We start from the raw sequence: 18,253 nt of genomic DNA, 5'->3' as shown, positions 1-18,253 counted from the left end.
TCAGAGCCAGCCGCGGCGGCGGAAATACCAGAAGGGCAGGATCGCCGACAGGATCATCAGGCCGATGGCGAAGGGATAGCCAAGCTCCCATTTCAGCTCGGGAATAACGTCGAAGTTCATGCCGTAGATCGAGGCGACCAGTGTCGGCGGCAGGAAGATGACGGCGGCGACCGAGAAGATCTTGATGATGGCGTTCTGCTCGATCGAGATCATGCCGAGCGTGGCGTCGAGCAGGAAGGAGATCTTCTGCGACAGGAAGGTGGCGTGGTCGGCGAGCGACAGCACGTCGCGCGACAGGGTCTTGATGCGGGCGCGGACATCCTTGCTCATCTTGGTCTGGGTCGCGACATGGGCGAGGAAGCCGGCAAGGCGCTGCAGCGAGATCAGGCTGTCGCGCACGGACGAGGCGATGTCTTCCTTGCGGCCGATGGCCTTCAAGAGCTCCTGGAAGTCGCGGTTGCGCTTCGACACCTTGGTCGAGCGTGCCTCGAAAATGTCGCGCGAAATCGCCTCGATGTCGCGGCCGGCGCGTTCGAGGATGTCGGCGAGACGGTCGACGATCGCCTCCAGCAGGCCGATCAGGATGGTGTCGCCACTGGTGCAGCCGGTCGCCACTTTCTCGGCTCGCAGCGGGAAGGTCTTGAAGGCCTTCGGCTCATGGTAGCGAATGGTGATCAGCCTTTTGCCGGCAAGCGCGAAGGTGACCGGCGACATCAGGGGATCGTCGACCTCGGTCTGGGCAGGCAAAGTGGCGGTCATGAAGTAGGCGCCATCCTCGATGTAGAGACGGCTGGAAATCTCGATCTCCTCCATCTCCTCGCGGGTCGGGATGGCGACGCCGAGCCAGCTCTCGATGGTGGCTTCTTCTTCCTTGGTCGGACTGATCAGGTCGGCCCAGACGACCCTGTCGCCATCGGCCAGCAGGTTGTCGACGACGCGCAAGCGATCATTGTCCACGACAAATGCCTTGATCATCGCCAGATCTCCCCTGCGAAGGTTCGGATTGCGCGTCGTGTCGGATTGCACGGCTCTTCGTCGTGTGCGCGACCGTGTGGCAGCCGCTTAGACCCGTGCCATGACAAAATCAAGACAAGCCCTGGAGCCGGGCCGGGATCGGCCGCTCAGAAGAACTCGTCGAGCAGCCGATACCAGGAAAGCTTCGCCGGCTCGGTTTCCGGCGGCCCGTACCGTTGGAGAAGAGGCACTATCCAGGCCTCTGCGAGATTGTAGCGGATGCTCCGGCAGGCGAGCGCCAGATCCTGGTGGCGATCCGCCAGGCGTCAGGTATTGAACTTGAACAGCATGATGTCGCCGTCCTGGACGACATATTCCTTGCCTTCGTCGCGCGCCTTGCCGGCTTCCTTGGCCGCCACTTCGCCGCCCAGCGTGACGAAGTCGTTATAGGCGATGGTCTGGGCGCGGATGAAGCCGCGTTCGAAATCGGTGTGGATGACGCCGGCCGCCTGCGGGGCCTTGTCGCCCTTGTGGATGGTCCAGGCGCGCGTCTCCTTCGGCCCGACGGTGAAATAGGTGATGAGATGCAAAAGCTCATAACCGGCGCGGATGACCTTGTTGAGCCCCGGCTCGTCGAGGCCGAGCGAGGACAGGAATTCCATCTCTTCCTCGTCGGAGAGCTGGGCGACTTCGGCCTCGATCGCGGCCGAGATCACCACGGTGCCGGCGCCTTGCGCGGCGGCCATCTTTTCCACGGCCCTGGTGTGCTCGTTGCCGGTCGCGGCATCGGCCTCGGCGACATTGCAGACATAGAGCACGGGGTGCGAGGTCAGCAGGTTCAAGCCCTGCAGGATGCGCAAATCCTCGGCCGAGATGCCCTTGAGCAGGATGCGGGTCGGCTTGCCGGCCTGCAGCAGTTCGAGTGCCGCCTCCATCATCGGCAGCACGGTCGTTGCTTCCTTGTCCTTGCTGCCGGCGCGCTTACGGATCTGGACGATGCGGCGCTCGAGGCTGTCGAGGTCGGCGAGCATCAGCTCGGTCTCGACCGTCTCGGCGTCGGCGACGGGGTCGATGCGGCCCTCGACATGGGTGATGTCGTCATCCTCGAAGCAGCGCAACACATGCACGATGGCGTCGACCTCGCGGATGTTGGCGAGGAACTGGTTGCCTAGCCCTTCGCCCTTCGAGGCGCCGCGCACCAGGCCAGCAATGTCGACGAAGGAGATGCGGGTCGGGATGATCTCCTTGGACTTGCCGATGGCCGCGATCTTCTGCAGGCGCGGGTCGGGCACCGCCACCTCGCCGGTGTTCGGTTCGATGGTGCAGAAGGGATAGTTGGCGGCCTGCGCCGCCGCCGTCCTGGTCAGCGCGTTGAAGAGCGTCGACTTGCCGACGTTGGGCAAGCCAACGATGCCGCATTTGAAACCCATTTTGTCCAGTCCTATCGAAAAAGCGAAATTTGATGAGGGCTATGGGCGATAGGGGTGATCAACGTCAAGCCCCGTAAGGCCGCATGCGTGCCCGCTCAGTCCTTGTTGCCGAAGAGTTTCTTCAGCATGGCAGCCATCGGGCCGGTCTCCGGCAGTTTGGCGGGTGCTTGTTGCGACCGCGCCTGGCGGATGTGGCTTTGTTGTTTAGGCTGCTGCTTCTGCGCCGGCTTTTCCAGCTCGGCTATCGCCTTGCCCTGGACGGCAAGGGCGGCCTTGTTCATGAAGCCGGATTCGTCGCCCTTGACGATCATGGCGGCGTTGTCGGCGATCGCGTCGAGCAGGGGATCGAGCCATTCGCGGTCGGCCTTGGCGAAATCGCCGAGCACATGGTGCTGGACCATTTCCTTGACGCCGGGATGGCCGACACCGATGCGCACGCGACGGTAGGCGTTGCCGACATGGCCGTCGATCGAGCGGATGCCGTTGTGGCCGCCGGCGCCGCCGCCGGTCTTGATGCGCAGCTTGCCTTCGGCAAGGTCGATCTCGTCATAGAAGACGGTGAGCGCGGAAAGCTCGAGCTTGTAGAAGCGCAGCGCCTCGCCGACCGACTGGCCGGACAGGTTCATGAAGGTCTGCGGCTTGATCAGGATGATCTTTTCGCCGGCAATCGTGCCCTCGGCGATCAGGCCCTGGAATTTCTTCGACCAGGGCGAAAAGGAATGGCGGCGGGCGATTGCGTCCGCCGCCATGAAGCCGACATTGTGCCGGTTATCTGCGTATTTCGCGCCCGGATTGCCGAGACCTGCAAATAGCAGCATCGTCTGCTCCGGGCGGAAAGAGTTACTTCTCTTCGGCGGCAGGAGCTGCTTCAGGTGCAGCCACTTCAGCCGTCTCTTCCGTCTCCGGCTTCATCGCCGACGAACCGGCAATGGTCGCGATGGTGAAGTCGCGGTCGGAGATGACCGGCTTGACACCGGCCGGCAGCTTGACCGCCGAGATGTGGATCGAGTCGCCGATGTTGGTGCCGGTGAGATCGATGGTGATGAATTCCGGGATCGCGTTGGCCGGGCAGTGGAACTCGACTTCGTGACGCACGATGTTGAGCACGCCGCCGCGCTTGATGCCGGGCGACTTGTCCTCATTGATGAAGTGGACAGGCACGTCGACATTGACCTCGGTGTCCTTGCCGATGCGCAGGAAGTCGACATGGACAGGGAAATCCTTGACCGGGTCGAGCTGGAAGTCCTTGGGCAGGACCTGGATCTTCTTGCCGTCGACATCGATCGTGGCGATCGTGGTCAGGAACCCGCCGCCATGGATCTTGTAGTAGATGTCCTTGTAGGTGAGAGCGATCGCCAGGGGAGGCTGCTTGTCACCGTAGATTACTGCAGGCACTTTACCGTTGCGGCGAACTGCACGGGCGGACCCCTTACCGACCTGTTCGCGCGCTTCGGCCTTGAGCTCGTAAGTATCGTGGCTCATGGCTTTTCCTTTCGCGTGTTATGGAGCGTTTGCGGGAAGGCAATTTGCCCAAGCCGTAAACGTCGAAAGCCGCCAGACCTCGATGTCCGAATGCGGGCACCCGTTTTGAGACGGAGCTTTGTTCGGGATCACAAGGGAAGGCAGCCTTCCGCCGCGTTGCCTCCAAGGGTGTCTACGCGGGTGGCGGCTCTATAGCGGAAGGTGGCGAGAGGCGCAAGCGGTTGGGCTGGAAGGCATGAAGAGCCGTTCGAGGGTCGATCTTCGTCTGACAGTCCGCCAGCGCTTGCCATGCCTGCGGCGGACAAACAGCGATGGCAGTCATCATTGCCGCGGCATATGTTTAGACAACCAGCGGCGAAGCTTTTGGATCAAAGTGCGTCTGACTCGCGCTCGGGAGCTGATCTGCACGCGCCAGTCCGGAATAACATTCTCGGATTCCGTGCTCCCCGCCCGAACCTTCTGCGCCAGCCATGTCATGTCGACGAGCGCGTATCCATTGGCTAGCAACCGGTTGGTGAGCATCAGCTCATTGAGAATAGCCCGAGCCTTGCTTTCGAAAAACGGTAGCGTTTCAGGTGTAAGATCGAACCTTGAATGCCAGATTACTCCCTCGCCAGCTCCGTCGCCGGTGAGCCAATGCAGCAAAGACTGCTGATATGCTCGCGAGATCGGTGCGTCATCACGGAAGGGCTGTCGAGGGTTGCCGGTGAAGATCGGCGCGTCCCTGCCGACGCTTACCAGGGATCCCAGGCTGCTGAGTTGCCGCGGGTTCATCAGGATGAACGAACTGCGGAGCCATGCCTGCGAGCGGATTCCGAAAATCGAGAAGGCCTCGCGGCGAGAATCAATGCAACCCAGCGCTCCCTGCAAACCAAGCAACGACCGCAACGAGCCACCATCAATCAATTTGAGATGATCAGGTGCTGATGCCGCGAAAGCAGAAGTGGCCAAGTGGACCAGATCATACTGATGAAGTTTGGCGCCGGTATGATTGATGCCGCAGTCCCACGCGGAGAATTCCCAATCTTCATTCGACCCGCCGATCAGTTCGACCCCGCGGTCCAAATCAGAGCCATGACCGACTGGCAGCGAATTGTCGATCACGAGCATGCGATGCTCAACGTCCGGCATCTGGCGGGCGAACATAGCTCGCAAGTCCTGCCATGCGGTCGGATATTTTTCGGTGCCGTGACGCACCAGAAGGGTCAAAACACGAAGCGGCTGGGCGTGCATGGCGAATCCAGAAAAAGCGCAGAGAACGCAAGCAAGTCTTGGGAATTTCTCCGCTGCCGCAGGTCATGACGAAGCCACTTATCCTGGGGCTGATGACACCCATTCATCTCATCTTCGCCGCGGCATTCCCTATAGCAGAATCGAGAGCCTGTGGGTCAATTCCCCGCGACTCGGCATGCTCGAATTTCGTTTCATGCCAGCCTGGGCACGAGAAGCGAACTAGGGAGCATTTCGATGCCGTGCGAGCGCGGTCAAGCCGCGCCGAGGCAGTCAAGAGTCAGCCGGTGGCTACCGATCGCCGCTCAACGTATCGCGCAGCGCCTGGATTTGCCGGTTCAGCGTATCGAGCTCAGCCAGCGTCATGCCCGAGCGCTCGATCAAGGTCTCGTTGAGGCAGTTGCACTGGACGAGCAGCGCGCGCCCGGCCGATGTCAGGTCGACCTGGACCTGGCGCTCGTCCGCCTGGCTGCGCTGGCGGGTGACCAACCCGGCCTGTTCCATGCGCTTCACCAGCGGGGTGACGGTGCTCGATTCCAAAGCGAGCCGATGGGCGACCCCGCCGACCGACATGCCATCGGCCTCGCCCAGCGCGTTGAGCACGAGATATTGCGGATAGGTGATCCCCATCTCGTCCAGCATCGGCTTGTAAGTGCGGTTGATCGCCATCGAGGTGGCGTAGAGCGTGAAGCAGAGCTGATTGTCCAACGGGAGGGGCACGACGCATTCCTTTGCCGATTAATCACGAAATATGTACCACGAAAAATGATATCGCGATACATATTTTTGTGGACATGGCTTCCGCGCTGCGCTAGCCATATAGATATCGCGATATTGTTTATCGCGAAAAACAATCAAAGGAGATTGAGATGGCTTCGCAGGCAAAATCCGGTTCCGGCAGCGGCACGATCACCACCAAGGACGGCACGCAGATTTTCTACAAGGACTGGGGAACCGGTCAGCCCATCGTCTTCCATCATGGCTGGCCGTTGAGCAGCGACGACTGGGACGCACAGATGCTGTTCTTCCTGGCACAAGGCTACCGCGTCATCGCCCATGACCGGCGCGGCCATGGCCGCTCGACGCAGACGGATATCGGCAACGAGATGGATACCTACGCCGCCGATGTCGCTGAACTTGCCGCGCATCTCGACCTCAAGAACGCTATCCATGTCGGCCATTCGACCGGCGGCGGCGAGGTGGCGCGCTATGTCGCGAAGTACGGCTCGGGCGGCCGCGTCGCCAAGGCGGTGCTGATCGGCGCGGTGCCGCCAATCATGCTCAAGACGGCTGCCAATCCCGGCGGCCTGCCGATCGAGGTCTTCGACGGTTTCCGCGCTGCCCAGGCTGCCAACCGCGCCCAGTTCTTCCGCGACGTTCCTGCCGGTCCGTTCTATGGCTTCAACCGTCCGGGCGCCGAGGTTTCGCAAGGCGTCGTCGACAATTGGTGGCGCCAGGGCATGATGGGCGGCACCAAGGCGCATTACGATTGCATCAAGGCTTTCTCGGAAACCGACTTCACCGAGGATCTGAAGGCGATCGACGTGCCGGTGCTGGTCATGCATGGCGACGACGACCAGATCGTCCCGATCGCCGACTCGGCGCTGCTGTCGATCAAGCTGCTCAAGAAGGGCGAGCTCAAGGTCTACAAGGGTTTCCCGCACGGCATGGCGACAACCCACGCCGATGTCATCAACGCCGACCTTTTGGCCTTCTTCAAGGCATAGGTCGCACCCGGCACAACAGCGGCACCCGCCATTGCGGCGGGTGCTTCGGTCGGCTCCAGACGATGCCCATCGGACGCGCCTGGCAGCGCTGGCGGCCTGTCGCGGTCGCACTTCAGCCGGGCGTTGCATTGCGCGCGGCCGTGAACGATAGTTTCTTGACCGGACAGGCGTGAGACATCGGATCGTGCGTTTTTGCGCCCTCCGCCTCCTCCGGCATTCGTGATCCGGAGGGTGGAAAATGAACGCGGAATCGATCGACTAAAACGGCCTGATGCAGGCTAACCTTGCGCGAGTATTCGGCGAACGCGATGCCGACCGGCGCCTTGTGGCGATCCGCGAACTTTACGCCGGCGATGCCGTGCTTTACGAGCCGGATGCTTCGGCGACGGGCCATGCCGCCATCAATCATGCGGTGAGTAAGCTGCTGTCGAGCCTACCGCCGACGTTCGCCTTCACGGCGACGGGCCCTGCCGTCGGCCATCACGGCGTCGGGCGGCTGCAATGGCAGTCCGGGCCGCTCAACGGCCCTGTCGCCGTCACCGGGATCGATGTCGCGCATTTGCACGGCAACCTTATCCACTCTCTTTTTGTTTTTCTCGATCCCGCCGGCACCTGATACGCCCGTTCACTGAACGAGTTGCCATGCCCGAAACCGGCCTTGGAGCCTTGCTTCGCCGCGTGAGAAGGAGGGCAACGCGGCGTATGATCTTATCCACGCCCACGCTGCCTCCGTCTTTAGCAACGACTGTCTAGGCTTTTCTTGCTTCCTTCATGTTGGGCAGGAACACCGTCAGCAGGCCCAGGAACGGCAGATACGAGCAGATCTGGAAGACGAAATCGATGCCCTTCATGTCGGCGACGACGCCGAGCACGGCGGCGGCAATGCCGCCCATGCCGAAGGCGAAGCCGAAGAAGATGCCGGCGATCATGCCGACGCGGCCCGGCACCAGTTCCTGGGCAAAGACGACGATGTTGGAGAAGGCCGACGAGAGGATGAGGCCGATCAGAACGGTCAGAACCATCGTCCATTCCAGATTGGCGTAGGGGAGCGCCAGCGTGAAGGGCAGCACGCCGACGATCGAGAACCAGATCATCGCCTTCTGTCCGTAGCGATCGCCGAACGGGCCGCCGAGCAGGATGCCCAGCGCCGAGGCGCCGAGGAACAGGAACAGCATCACCTGGCTCATCTGCACCGACACTCCGAACTTATGGATGGAGTAGAAGGTGTAGTAGCTGGCAAGGCTGGCGATGTAGGCGTTCTTGCTCAGCACCAGCAGCGTCAGCACGACCAGTGCGCTCATAACCTTGCGGCGCGGGAAGGGCGAGACGAAGCTTGCCGCCTTGCGGGTGCCTTGCGCGGCGCGCAAGCGGCTGTACCAGCCGCCGACCTGCCACAAAACGACGATGCCGATCAGCGAGCCGACGGCGAACCAGGAGATGCTGGTCTGTCCGAACGGCACGACGATGAAGGCCGCCAGCAGCGGCCCCATCGACTGGCCGAAATTGCCGCCGACCTGGAATAGCGACTGCGCCAGGCCAAACCGGCCGCCCGAGGCGAAACGCGCGATGCGCGAGGATTCGGGATGGAAGATCGCCGAGCCGATGCCGATCAGCGAGGCGCCGATCAAGAGCAGATAATAGTGCCCAGCATAGGCCAGCACGACCAGGCCGATCAGCGACGAGGCCATGCCGTAGGGCAGGGAATAGGGCATCGGCCGCTTGTCGGTGATCATGCCGATCACCGGCTGCAGCAAGGACGCCGTCACCTGGAAGGTGAAGGTCAGCAGGCCGATCTGCCAGAAATCGAGGCCGTAATTCTGTTTCAGAAGCGGATAAATAGCCGATAGCAGCGATTGCATGATGTCGTTGATGCAATGGCAGAAGCTCACCGCCAGGATGACGGTGAAGGCCGTCGCCTGGGCTGAGGCGTGACTGGCGGTCGCTGGTGACGCGACGCTGGCGGCTGTCGTATCGGTCAAGGCAGGCTCCGTGGTCTTTTTGGCGGGCACGCCCGCAGGCAATCTGGCGGACGCTCCCGCGGCCACCTTAGGGACGGTTGCCTTATAGGCCGCTTGCCGCGCGACTTCTTTCGTGGTTTGGTCCAATAGTTTCGCAAGTGGGCCATACAAGATGCCGCATGGCAGGGAAATCTTCCGCGCCGGCAATGCCGATCTCGGCCAATTGCACCAGAGCCGCTGGCAATGGCTGGAGGAAGTCGCCGGACCGGCGGTGGCATTGCCGACCGAATATCCCGACGGCTACCACGTGCCGCAACACCGCCACAGGCGCAGCCAGTTGCTGCACGCGCTGGTCGGCGTCGTGCTGGTGACGACGCGGCATGGGCGCTGGATGGTACCGCCAGACCATGCGATGTGGATTCCGGCCGGCATCGAGCATTCCGTCGAGATGCTGGGCGATGTCTCGATGCGCTCGGTCTATGTCATGCCGGGCGCGATCCCGGGGCTGCCGGAAGGCTTGCGCGTCGTCGGCGTCACCGCGTTGATGCACAGCCTTATCGTGGAATCAGAGAAGCTGCCGCAAGGCGGCGAACTGGAAGGACGCGGCGGGTTGATCATGAAGCTGTTGCTGCATGAGATCCCGACCTTGCCGGAACGGCCGCTCGGTCTGCCATTCCCGTCCGATGCAAGGCTGGTGGCGCTGTGCCGCCGCTTCGTCGCCGCACCTTCACCGCATGCGACGATCGACGAATGGGCCGATGCCGCCGGCATGAGCCGGCGCTCCTTCACGCGCGCCTTCCAGCGCCAGACCGGCCTGTCGCTGTCGACATGGCGCCAGCAGGCCTGCCTGTTCGCGGCGCTGCCGCGGCTCGCCGATGGCGAGCCGATCACCCGGGTGGCGCTCGATCTGGGCTATGACAGCGTGCCGGCCTTCATCACCATGTTCAAGCGCATGCTGGGCTCGTCGCCGCGCGGCTATATGCGCGGCGCGCGAGACAATGGCGAAGGCATAAGGCGAGCCCCGCCTCGCCTTGAGGCTCCTGCGCCATAATAAGCGGCGCCGAGCGCACTGACGCCTAGTCCATCTGAACGCCGCTCGCCTTGACGATCGGCTCCCACTTGGCGAGTTCAGCCTTCACATGCGTTGCCAACTCTTCCGGGGTGGAGGCCACGATCGTGGCGCTGAATTGGCCCATGCGCGCAATCACATCGGGATCCTGCAGCGCCTTGGCTGCTGCCTTGTGAAGAACCTCGATCGCGTCCGCCGGGGTGCCGGCGGGCGCGAACAGGGCGTTCCAGCTGTAGGTTTCATAGCCAGGAATGGTTTCGGCGATTGCCGGCACGTCAGGGAAGGAGGGAACGCGCTCCTTGGTGGTGACGCCCAGGGCCCTCAGCGTCCCGCCCTTGATATGCCCCGATGAAGACGGCAGGTTGTCGAACATCATCGGCACCTGATTGGCGATGACGTCGTTCAGGGCCGGCCCGGCGCCCTTATAGGGTATGTGCTGCATGCTCACGCCGGCCATCGTCTTGAAAAGCTCGCCCGAGAGATGCAGCGGGGTGCCGTTGCCCGATGAAGCGTAGGCGTATTTGTCCGGGTCCTTCTTCAATAGGTCGATCAGTTCCTTGACGTCCTTGGCTGGAAATTGAGGGTTCACGACCAGGACGTTCGGTACCAGCACAAGCAGCGATATCGGAGCAAAATCCTTCTCCGCATCGTAGGGCTTGGTCTTGAGGATGAGCGGGTTGAGTGCGTGTGTCGCAACCGTGCCCATCAGAATCGTGTAGCCGTCCGGATCCGCCCGGGCGACCTGGGCCGCGCCGATGCTGCCGCCGGCGCCGCCGACATTTTCAACGACAATCTGCTGGCCGAGGTTTTCGGACATCTTGTTGGCGACGAGGCGAGCGACCAGGTCCGTGGAGCCGCCCGCGGAAAAGGGAACAACCATCGTGATGGTCCGGTCCGGGAAATCGGCGGCCCAAGCCGTCGGCGCCGAAAAGAGAGCCGCGACGGAAACGGCAAGCCCGAGCAAAGTCCTTCGCCGGATTGGCATATGCTACTCCTCCATTGTCTACGGGGGCAGTATGCCACGGCGGGCGCGCCAGGAGAAATGTCTGCTCGCGAGGGGCGCAGACAAGGAGCCGACGGTAGGGGCGTACGCTCCGCCCGGTCGACGTTTCGTCTATCGCGGGGGGGGGTTAGTCGAACAGGCTCGACACCGATTCCTCGGTCGCTGTGCGCGAAATCGCTTCGCCCATCAGGTCGGCGATCGAGATGACGCGGATGTTGGGGGCGTCGAGCACGCCTTGCGTCGGCTGGATGGAATCGGTGATCACCAGTTCCTGCAGCTTCGAGCCGCTGATGCGCGCGACTGCGCCGCCCGACAGCACGCCATGGGTGATATAGGCGGTGACGCTGGTGGCGCCGTTGGCCAAGAGTGCATCGGCGGCATTGCACAGCGTGCCGCCGGAATCGACGATGTCGTCGATCAGCAGGCAATCCTTGCCGGCGACCGCGCCGATGATGTTCATGACTTCCGATTCGCCCGGGCGCTCACGGCGCTTGTCGACGATGGCGAGCTGCGCGTCGAAGCGCTTGGCCAGCGCACGTGCCCGCACCACGCCGCCAATGTCGGGCGACACCACCACGACATTGCCGAGCTGCTTGTATTTCGCCTTCACGTCGCGCGCCATCACCGGCACCGAGAACAGATTGTCGGTCGGGATGTCGAAGAAGCCCTGGATCTGGCCGGCATGCAGGTCGAGCGTCAAAACGCGGTCGACGCCGGCGCGGGTGATCATGTTGGCAACCAGCTTGGCCGAGATCGGTGTGCGGCCCGACGCCCGGCGGTCCTGCCTGGCATAGCCGAAATAGGGAATCACCGCCGTGATGCGCTTGGCCGAGGAGCGCATGAAGGCGTCGATCATGATGAGCAGTTCCATCAAATGATCGTTGGTCGGGAAGGAGGTCGACTGCAGGATGAAAACATCCTCGCCGCGCACGTTTTCCTGGATTTCGACGAAGATTTCCTGGTCGGCGAAGCGCCTGACACTGGCCTTCCCCAGCGGGATGTTGAGATAGCGGGCGACCGCTTCGGCCAGCACCCTGTTGGAATTGCCCGCGAAGAGTTTCATGCACCGTTCCTGGTGGAGGATGGGAAGGCCTGACAGACTCTCCCGGACCTTTTAATCGGGCTTTTAGCGGCCCGCGCTGGTATTGCAAGCGCCGAGATCGGGAATCCGCCGGCTAAGCTGAAGAAAGGTTCGTGCCATCGCCGAGAGGCAACACTCAAGCATGCCTTGCTAGCCAGCCTTGCCACCCAGGAATGCCGCGAACTGGTCGATGGTCTGGTCGGCGATCGCCTGCATGGTGGCCGGAGAGACGCCCTTCCAGCTGTCGGCGCCCGTGCCGGAGCTGACCGAAGGCGCCTTCATCTGGCCGTTGATGCGGTGCAAGCGGTTGCCCGAGGGGTCGTAGACGTCCCAGACATAGATGACGGTGGTGTCCTTGCCCTCCGAAATCGCCGAGAAATAGCCTTTCAGCACATGGGTCGCGGTCTGGTCGGCGCTGCCGGCGAGCGTAATTCCACGCTGCCTGGCGCGCGTCTGCAGTTCCGCCGTCAGCGGGGTCGCGGCCTCGACCGAAGCACCGACGATCGGCGCGATCTGCAGCCGTGTCTTCGACAGGATGGCAGCACTTTGCGCCGAGGTGAGCGGCGTGGTGGTGGTTGCAGCAGGCGCGGTGGGTGACGCAACTGCAACGGTGGCCGTCGTGCTGCCCTGGGCTCCCGGCGCAACCGGCCCCGAAGTCGCCGGAGGGGTGATGGCGGAAGGTTCGAGAACGTCCTTTGCGTTGGTGCAGGCAGCCAGAGCCAATGCCACAAGCAATGACACGGTCGTCACATGCGATCGTCTCATTTGCCTTCTAACTCCTTGGCGAAGAACGCCTCCCATTATGGATTCACTGTACGATCAAGTCGAGATCATGGCGGGAAAGCGGCTTCGGCTGGGATTCGGTGGTCAGGTAGGTGCGGCCAAGCGTCATCGCCGTCTCGGTCTCGGAATCCATGATGATCATGTGGGCGAACAGCGTCATGTGCGGCGCGATCGGCTCGGGATTGCCCTGGTAGAACATCGGCATGTCCATCCAGGACGGCGTGAAGCGGGCGCCGACGGAGTAGCCGCAGGCGTTCAGCCGGTGCTTGGTCAGGCCGTGCGCCTCCATGGTGCGGGCGTGGGCGTCGAAGACGTCGCCGAACGTATTGCCCGGCGTCATCGCCTTTTCCACCGCGAGAAGGGCGGCACGCGCGGCGTCGAACAGCTCCTGATGGCGCTTCGACACCTTGCCGGTCAGCACCGTGCGCATCATCGGCGCATGGTAGTGATGGAAGACACCGGCCCATTCGAGCGTCAGCTGGTCGTTCTTGGTGAGCTTGCGGCGGCCGGCCTTGTAGCGGCACAGCAGCGCATCGACGCCCGAACCGATGATGAACTCATTGGCGGGATAGTCGCCGCCGCCGGCAAAGATCGCGCCCTGCATGGCGGCCAGGATCAGCGCCTCGTCGCCGCCCTGCTTGATCAGCGGCAGTGCCGCGTCCAGCGCGTCGTCGGAGAGATTGGCGGCCTTCTCGGCCTTGGCGATCTCGGCCGGGCTCTTGAACAGTCGCAGCCGGCCGACAATGCCGGATGCGTCGGCGATCTGGCCGAAGGTCTGTAACTGCTCGTCCAGCCGGCGGCCATTGTAGGCGGTCAGGCCATGGGTGTCGTATTCGACCCCAATACGGGCGCCAAGCAGGTCGAGGTCGTTGAGCAGGTTGCGCAGGTCGACCGCCGGGTTGGCGCCGTTGCGGTCGGTCCACAGCACGATGTTGTCGATGATCGAGGTGTGGCGCGCCTGGCGCAGGTCGGCCGAGCGGGTCAAGAGCACCATCGAGCCGTCGGCCTTCACCACCAGGCACTGGAAGAAGCAGAAGCCGAACGTGTCGTAGCCGGTCAGCCAGTACATGCTTTCCTGCGCGAACAGCAGGATGGCGTCGAGCTTCTTCTCGGCCATCTCGATCATCAGCCGGTCGCGCCGCGCGTCAAATTCCGATCGTTCAAAATGCAGCGCCATTATTCACTCTCCAAAACGATGGCCGAAACCTGCCGGMCGTAATCGGGTTCCTTGCGGTGCGTGGTGCGCCGGTAGGAGTAAAACAAATCTTCCTCGGCATAGGTGCAGCGGCCGAGGCCTTCAGCGGTCACGCCGGCCCTAATGAGCCGGTCGACCGTGTAGCTGACGAGGTCGAACATGGCATGGCCTGATGTGGCGGAGGGCGCGAAATAGCCGATGTTTTCCGCGTCGGCCTCGACGAAGCGGGCGACGAATTCCGGCCCGACTTCGTAATTGGCGGGGCCGATCGAGGGGCCGAGCACGGCGACGATGTTTTCGCGCCGGGCGCCCAGGCTTTCCATGGCGGCAATGGTGTTTTCCAGCACGCCCGTAAAAGCGCCTTTCCAGCCGGCATGCGCCGCGCCGATGATGCGTGCGCCGGAATCGGCAAACAGCACCGGGCCACAGTCGGCGGTCGAGGCGCCGATGGCGATGCCCGGGCGGTCGGTGACGATGGCATCGGCCTTGGGCCGTTCGCCGGCAAAGGGTTCCCTGGCGATAATGACGTCGGGCGAATGGACCTGCCAGGCGGTCAGCAGATGGCTTGCCGGCACGCCCATCCAGGCGGCGACGCGGGCGCGATTCTCGGCCACCAGCGCCTTGTCGTCATCCGACCCGGTGCCGATGTTGAGCCCCTGGTAGATGCCGGTCGAGACCCCACCCGTGCGGGTGAAATAGCCATGGCGGATGCCTTGTGCCTGCGCCTTGTCCAGCAGCGGTGACCGAACGGGATCCGGTTTGGTCTGATTCAGCATGCGGGCGTTGTTGTCCGTGTGGGCGGTTTCGTCAAGAAAAAGTCGGGAAGCGAGACGGCCGGCGGTTCGGCCGCTCTTTTACCGGACGCGAGATTGGGAGGGGTAGCGGTGAAAAGTCAATCCGCCGTCGAAAAGGGCCGGATCGGCACTCCGCGCGGCAGGACGGCAAGCACCTTGAACAGTTCGCCCATGGCCTGCGGCCCGGCGAGACGCTCGACATCGCCTGATATCTTGTCGCGGGCCGCCTGGTCGCCATCGGCGCCAAGCCGGCCGGCGCGCTCGAGAATGCCCATGCCGAGCAGGAAATCGCCTTGCGTCGACAGATGGGCGTCGAGACCATATGCGCGCACGGTGGCGGCAAGGGCGGCGAAATCGACATGCGAGGTGAGATCGGCCTCGCCGGGGTTGGCAAGCACATCTTCGTAATTGTGCTGGCGCAGAGCCTGCAGCGTGTCGCCGACCCCCGGCTGCAGATGGCCATAGTCGAGAAACAGGCCGGCGCCGCCGTTTGGGGCCATGCGGCCGGCAATGGCGGCCATCAGCGCGGTGCGAGCCGGTGCCACTTCGACGATCGCGCCCTGCGGCGCTTCAGCGGCGTCGGGGGGCAGCAGCGTCGGGTCGACCGAGCCGGCGCCGGCGAAGAAACAGAGCGTCTCCTCGTCGTCGAGGCCGACCATGCGCTCGCGCCAGCCCGTGCCGGCGCGGACGAACTGGCGGACCGGCACGGCGTCGAACAATTCATTGCCGACGATGAGCAGCGGCTGATCGGGCAGGGTGTCGATGGTCTCGTGCCAACGAACCGCGAAAGGTGTCACGTCGAGCGTCTGCTTCTGGATTTCAGTCAGGCGCGGGCTGGTCTCGATCATGGCGAAGGCGGCGCCATTGGCCAGATCAGGATCGAGCCGCGACAGGGTGCGCAGCATGTCCTTCATCAGCGTGCCGCGACCGGGGCCGATCTCGGCGATGGTCACTGGCATCGGCCGGCCAATCGCTGTCCAAGCTTGATAAAGCCAGACCGCGACGAGTTCGCCGAACATCTGGCTGATCTCCGGCGCGGTGACGAAGTCGCCAGCGGCGCCGAAGGGCTCGCGTGTCGTGTAGTAGCCGTCCGCGGGGTCGAACAGGCACATGGCCATGTATTCGTTGACGGGAAGGGGGCCGAGCGCCTCGATCAGGTCAACGATGCGGGTCTTCAGCCGCGTCATGTCGCCTGCGGCTGTGCTTGCTTCACCGGCTTGGCTGTGGCCATCGCCCAGATGCCGGCCAACACCATCGGCGTCGACAAGATCATGCCCATTGTCAGCCAGTTGGTGCCGAGGAGGTAGCCGAGCTGCTGGTCGGGTTCGCGGAAGAACTCGACGAAGATGCGCGACAGGCCATAGCCGCAGATGAAGGCGCCGCCGACGAAGCGCGGCGTCTTCAGCTTGAGGCGCGAATGGGTGAGGATGCGCAGGACCAGGAACAGAACCAGGCCCTCGAGCAGGGCCTCGTAGAGCTGGCTCGGATGGCGGGTGAACGGCCCGCCATTGGGGAATTCTATTGCCCAGGGCACATCCGTCGGCCGGCCCCAGAGCTCGGAATTGATGAAGTTGGCGACGCGCACCAGACCGAGCCCAACCGGCACGCCGGCGGCCACGACATCGAACAGCGACCAAGTGCGGATGCCGCGCTTGATGGAAAACAGCGTCATGGCGAGGATGACGCCAAGCAGGCCGCCATGGAACGACATGCCGCCTTGCCAGACGGCGAAGATGTCGAGCGGGTGCGCGATATAGCGCGCCAGGTCGTAAAACAGCACATAGCCGGTGCGACCGCCGAGGACGACTCCGATGGCCGCCCAGACGATGAAATCGTCGAGATCCTCCGGCTTCATAGGCAGGATACCGTCGGGCCAAAGCTTCGGATTGGCGGCGAGCCGCTTGGCATACCACCAGGCAAAGAGGATGCCGACGATGTAGCCGACGCCGTACCAGTGCACCGCCAGCGGCCCGATCTGGATGAGGATCGGGTTGATGTTTGGGAAGGGCAACGAGGCCAGCGGCAGCAGGAAATATTCGTTCAACGGGGAGCTCTCGGTTGCGGTCGCATTCGGGCGCGGACCATGCGGCAGGGTTTTGGCAGGGTCAAGGCAAGCTGGTCGCCGTCAAGTGTCGCGACACCATTGCCAGCCATCGCGCCGTGGGGGTGGTGCGCTCAACCCTTTGCGGCCACCCATTGCCGCAATGCGTCGTTGATCCTGTCCTGCCAGCCTGGACCGTCTTCCTGGAAATGGTCGAGCACGGCCCGGTCGATGCGGATCGAAACAAGCTCGCGCACATTCGGGGCGGTCGAGGGTTCGCGAACGGGCGCTGCCGGTTTCTTGACCGGCTTGAAGGCCGCTTCGGCGGCCGCGAACGGATTTGTCGGTCGGCGTGGGGGCGTTGCCATTGGGTGACCCTGACTGGAGGTGACTCGTGCTTGGCGGAAGTCGCGATGAAAACGCCACAATAGGCGACTTAGCGCCAGCCCGTATAGTGCGCCTTCATGTTGTCAATTTTCCGGAAACAAGATCGTCTCGATGTCCATCGCACCATGTATTATGTGCAGTACCTCCACTGTGTCGGTGCCAACGCGATAGAAAATCAGATAGTTGCCGTGGACGCGTCGCCGGATGCCTGGCGATCAATGCCGCTCAAGGAGCGGATAGCGCTCCGGCATGGTGCACGGCTCCATACAATCGCGGCGCAATTCCTGGATAAACGTTATGGCCCGGAATGGACTGTTGAGCGCGATGTAATCACCAATGGCTTCAAGGTCTGCCTCGGCTTGATCTGTGAAGACCAATTGCCTCACTTGGTCTTCTCTGCCATTGCCCTGTATTTGGCTTCAAGCCTGTTCAGTACCTCGTCACCAGGCTTAACTCTGCCTGCATTGGCATCTGCGATGCCTTTGGTGAGGGCTGCATCGAGGGCGGCGAGGCGCTTCTCCCGCTCTTCGACGAGGCGAACGCCCTCACGCAGCACTTCGCTCTTCGAATTGTAGCGGCCCGTGCTGACGAGCTGGTTCACGACATCTTCGAGACGGCTGCCCAAGTCTGCGCTGATGGCCATGACGGCGCTCCTAAAAACATCCTAGAACAATAATAGTTATTGATCGAGTTTGCCAGTGATTTTGCCAGTGATTTGGTGAGGGATCCGACTTGATGCCGCACCGGCCCTCAACGTTCTTGCATTCGGCGCTCCGCGCCACTACGTCATTTCGAGCAAAGCGAGGATTTGCCATGTCGACCGGACCGAACCGCATTCTCGATGAATTCGCCAAGCTGATGACTGATGCAGCGGGTGCCGCGCAGGGCGTGCGCCGCGAGGTCGAGACCGCCTTCAAGGGCCAGGCGGAGCGCATCCTCAATTCGATGGACGTGGTGCAGCGCGAGGAATTCGAGGCCGCGCGCGAGATGGCCGCCAAGGCCAGGGACGAGAATGCAAGGCTTGCCGCCCGCATCGAAGCGCTCGAGGCCAAGCTCGCCGAATTCGCCGGCGATGCCGCACCAGCGGCGGCGGCGAAGCCCCGCGCAAAAAAATAATCG

Annotated in this window: 20 protein-coding genes and 1 pseudogene; 4 read left to right on the top strand and 17 right to left on the bottom strand. The window is 62.9% G+C overall.

Annotated elements, in window-relative coordinates; translation table 11 throughout:
- From corA to AB4Z43_RS06690, 6 genes are all read right to left on the bottom strand, one after another.
- Positions 1–975, bottom strand: a complete 975-nt coding sequence (corA, locus tag AB4Z43_RS06715) for a magnesium/cobalt transporter CorA (RefSeq protein WP_064980603.1) — start codon at positions 973–975, stop codon at positions 1–3.
- A gap of 305 nt (positions 976–1,280) precedes the next feature.
- Complete coding sequence (gene ychF, locus AB4Z43_RS06710; protein WP_019860664.1) at positions 1,281–2,384, bottom strand: redox-regulated ATPase YchF; 1,104 nt, start codon at positions 2,382–2,384, stop codon at positions 1,281–1,283.
- Positions 2,385–2,479: 95 nt separating this feature from the next.
- Positions 2,480–3,202, bottom strand: coding sequence for an aminoacyl-tRNA hydrolase (gene pth, locus AB4Z43_RS06705; RefSeq protein WP_038649090.1), 723 nt, complete (start codon positions 3,200–3,202; stop codon positions 2,480–2,482).
- A gap of 22 nt (positions 3,203–3,224) precedes the next feature.
- The gene (locus AB4Z43_RS06700) at positions 3,225–3,866 is read right to left on the bottom strand and encodes a 50S ribosomal protein L25/general stress protein Ctc (protein WP_019860662.1); all 642 of its coding nucleotides are present in this window, start codon (positions 3,864–3,866) and stop codon (positions 3,225–3,227) included.
- 321 nt (positions 3,867–4,187) lie between these two features.
- The gene (locus AB4Z43_RS06695; RefSeq protein WP_069092985.1) at positions 4,188–5,099 is read right to left on the bottom strand and encodes a hypothetical protein; all 912 of its coding nucleotides are present in this window, start codon (positions 5,097–5,099) and stop codon (positions 4,188–4,190) included.
- 288 nt (positions 5,100–5,387) lie between these two features.
- Positions 5,388–5,816 (bottom strand): MarR family winged helix-turn-helix transcriptional regulator, encoded by a 429-nt coding sequence (locus AB4Z43_RS06690; RefSeq protein WP_019860659.1) that lies wholly within the window; start codon positions 5,814–5,816, stop codon positions 5,388–5,390.
- A gap of 149 nt (positions 5,817–5,965) precedes the next feature.
- On the opposite strand from AB4Z43_RS06690, the gene AB4Z43_RS06685 reads away from it, so the two are divergent.
- Both AB4Z43_RS06685 and AB4Z43_RS06680 read left to right on the top strand, forming a co-directional pair.
- A complete protein-coding gene (locus AB4Z43_RS06685; protein WP_069092984.1) occupies positions 5,966–6,823 on the top strand; it encodes an alpha/beta fold hydrolase in 858 nt (285 codons plus the stop codon).
- 271 nt (positions 6,824–7,094) lie between these two features.
- A complete protein-coding gene (locus tag AB4Z43_RS06680; protein WP_441936602.1) occupies positions 7,095–7,439 on the top strand; it encodes a nuclear transport factor 2 family protein in 345 nt (114 codons plus the stop codon).
- Between the two features lie 133 nt (positions 7,440–7,572).
- On the opposite strand, the gene AB4Z43_RS06675 is transcribed toward AB4Z43_RS06680, so the two are convergent.
- Positions 7,573–8,802, bottom strand: coding sequence for an MFS transporter (locus AB4Z43_RS06675; protein ID WP_027047298.1), 1,230 nt, complete (start codon positions 8,800–8,802; stop codon positions 7,573–7,575).
- Positions 8,803–8,953: 151 nt separating this feature from the next.
- Here AB4Z43_RS06675 and AB4Z43_RS06670 point away from each other — a divergent pair, with 151 nt between their 5' ends.
- Complete coding sequence (locus AB4Z43_RS06670; RefSeq protein ID WP_441936599.1) at positions 8,954–9,832, top strand: AraC family transcriptional regulator; 879 nt, start codon at positions 8,954–8,956, stop codon at positions 9,830–9,832.
- A gap of 25 nt (positions 9,833–9,857) precedes the next feature.
- Here the strand turns inward: AB4Z43_RS06670 and AB4Z43_RS06665 are convergent, their stop codons facing one another.
- The 10 genes and pseudogenes from AB4Z43_RS06665 to AB4Z43_RS06620 form a co-directional block, all read right to left on the bottom strand.
- Positions 9,858–10,835, bottom strand: a complete 978-nt coding sequence (locus AB4Z43_RS06665; RefSeq protein WP_441936597.1) for a Bug family tripartite tricarboxylate transporter substrate binding protein — start codon at positions 10,833–10,835, stop codon at positions 9,858–9,860.
- Positions 10,836–10,980: 145 nt separating this feature from the next.
- On the bottom strand, positions 10,981–11,916 hold the full coding sequence (locus AB4Z43_RS06660; RefSeq protein WP_019860650.1) for a ribose-phosphate pyrophosphokinase: 936 nt from the start codon (positions 11,914–11,916) through the stop codon (positions 10,981–10,983).
- A 168-nt stretch (positions 11,917–12,084) separates the two neighbouring features.
- Positions 12,085–12,699 carry a hypothetical protein gene (locus tag AB4Z43_RS06655; RefSeq protein ID WP_019860649.1) on the bottom strand — a complete coding sequence of 205 codons (615 nt, stop codon included), beginning with the start codon at positions 12,697–12,699 and terminating at the stop codon, positions 12,085–12,087.
- 43 nt (positions 12,700–12,742) lie between these two features.
- Positions 12,743–13,894, bottom strand: coding sequence for a M24 family metallopeptidase (locus AB4Z43_RS06650; protein ID WP_019860648.1), 1,152 nt, complete (start codon positions 13,892–13,894; stop codon positions 12,743–12,745).
- Positions 13,894–14,688: a peptidoglycan editing factor PgeF gene (pgeF, locus tag AB4Z43_RS06645; protein ID WP_441936595.1), complete on the bottom strand. Its 795-nt coding sequence runs from the start codon at positions 14,686–14,688 to the stop codon at positions 13,894–13,896. Before pgeF ends, AB4Z43_RS06650 begins: the two co-directional genes overlap by 1 nt.
- A 116-nt stretch (positions 14,689–14,804) precedes the next feature.
- Entirely contained in the window at positions 14,805–15,893 is a 1,089-nt protein-coding gene (locus AB4Z43_RS06640; RefSeq protein WP_441936593.1) for a class I SAM-dependent methyltransferase, read from the bottom strand.
- Positions 15,890–16,750, bottom strand: a complete 861-nt coding sequence (lgt, locus tag AB4Z43_RS06635; protein WP_019860644.1) for a prolipoprotein diacylglyceryl transferase — start codon at positions 16,748–16,750, stop codon at positions 15,890–15,892. Before lgt ends, AB4Z43_RS06640 begins: the two co-directional genes overlap by 4 nt.
- 131 nt (positions 16,751–16,881) lie before the next feature.
- Complete coding sequence (locus AB4Z43_RS06630) at positions 16,882–17,115, bottom strand: BrnA antitoxin family protein (RefSeq protein ID WP_019860643.1); 234 nt, start codon at positions 17,113–17,115, stop codon at positions 16,882–16,884.
- 102 nt (positions 17,116–17,217) lie between these two features.
- Positions 17,218–17,520 (bottom strand): annotated as a pseudogene (locus AB4Z43_RS06625) (type II toxin-antitoxin system RelE/ParE family toxin).
- Positions 17,517–17,777: a type II toxin-antitoxin system ParD family antitoxin gene (locus AB4Z43_RS06620; RefSeq protein ID WP_019860642.1), complete on the bottom strand. Its 261-nt coding sequence runs from the start codon at positions 17,775–17,777 to the stop codon at positions 17,517–17,519. Before AB4Z43_RS06620 ends, AB4Z43_RS06625 begins: the two are co-directional and overlap by 4 nt.
- Positions 17,778–17,947: 170 nt before the next feature.
- Between AB4Z43_RS06620 and AB4Z43_RS06615 the strand changes: the two genes are divergently transcribed.
- Positions 17,948–18,250, top strand: coding sequence for an accessory factor UbiK family protein (locus tag AB4Z43_RS06615; RefSeq protein ID WP_019860641.1), 303 nt, complete (start codon positions 17,948–17,950; stop codon positions 18,248–18,250).
- Positions 18,251–18,253: the final 3 nt, after the last annotated feature.

The sequence above is a fragment of the Mesorhizobium sp. 2RAF45 genome (genome assembly GCF_052115225.1).
In the GTDB taxonomy this organism is placed as follows: Bacteria; Pseudomonadota; Alphaproteobacteria; order Rhizobiales; family Rhizobiaceae; genus Mesorhizobium; species Mesorhizobium jarvisii.
The sequence above is the reverse complement of the archived record's forward strand: the minus strand, read 5'-3'. Positions and strand labels throughout refer to the sequence as shown.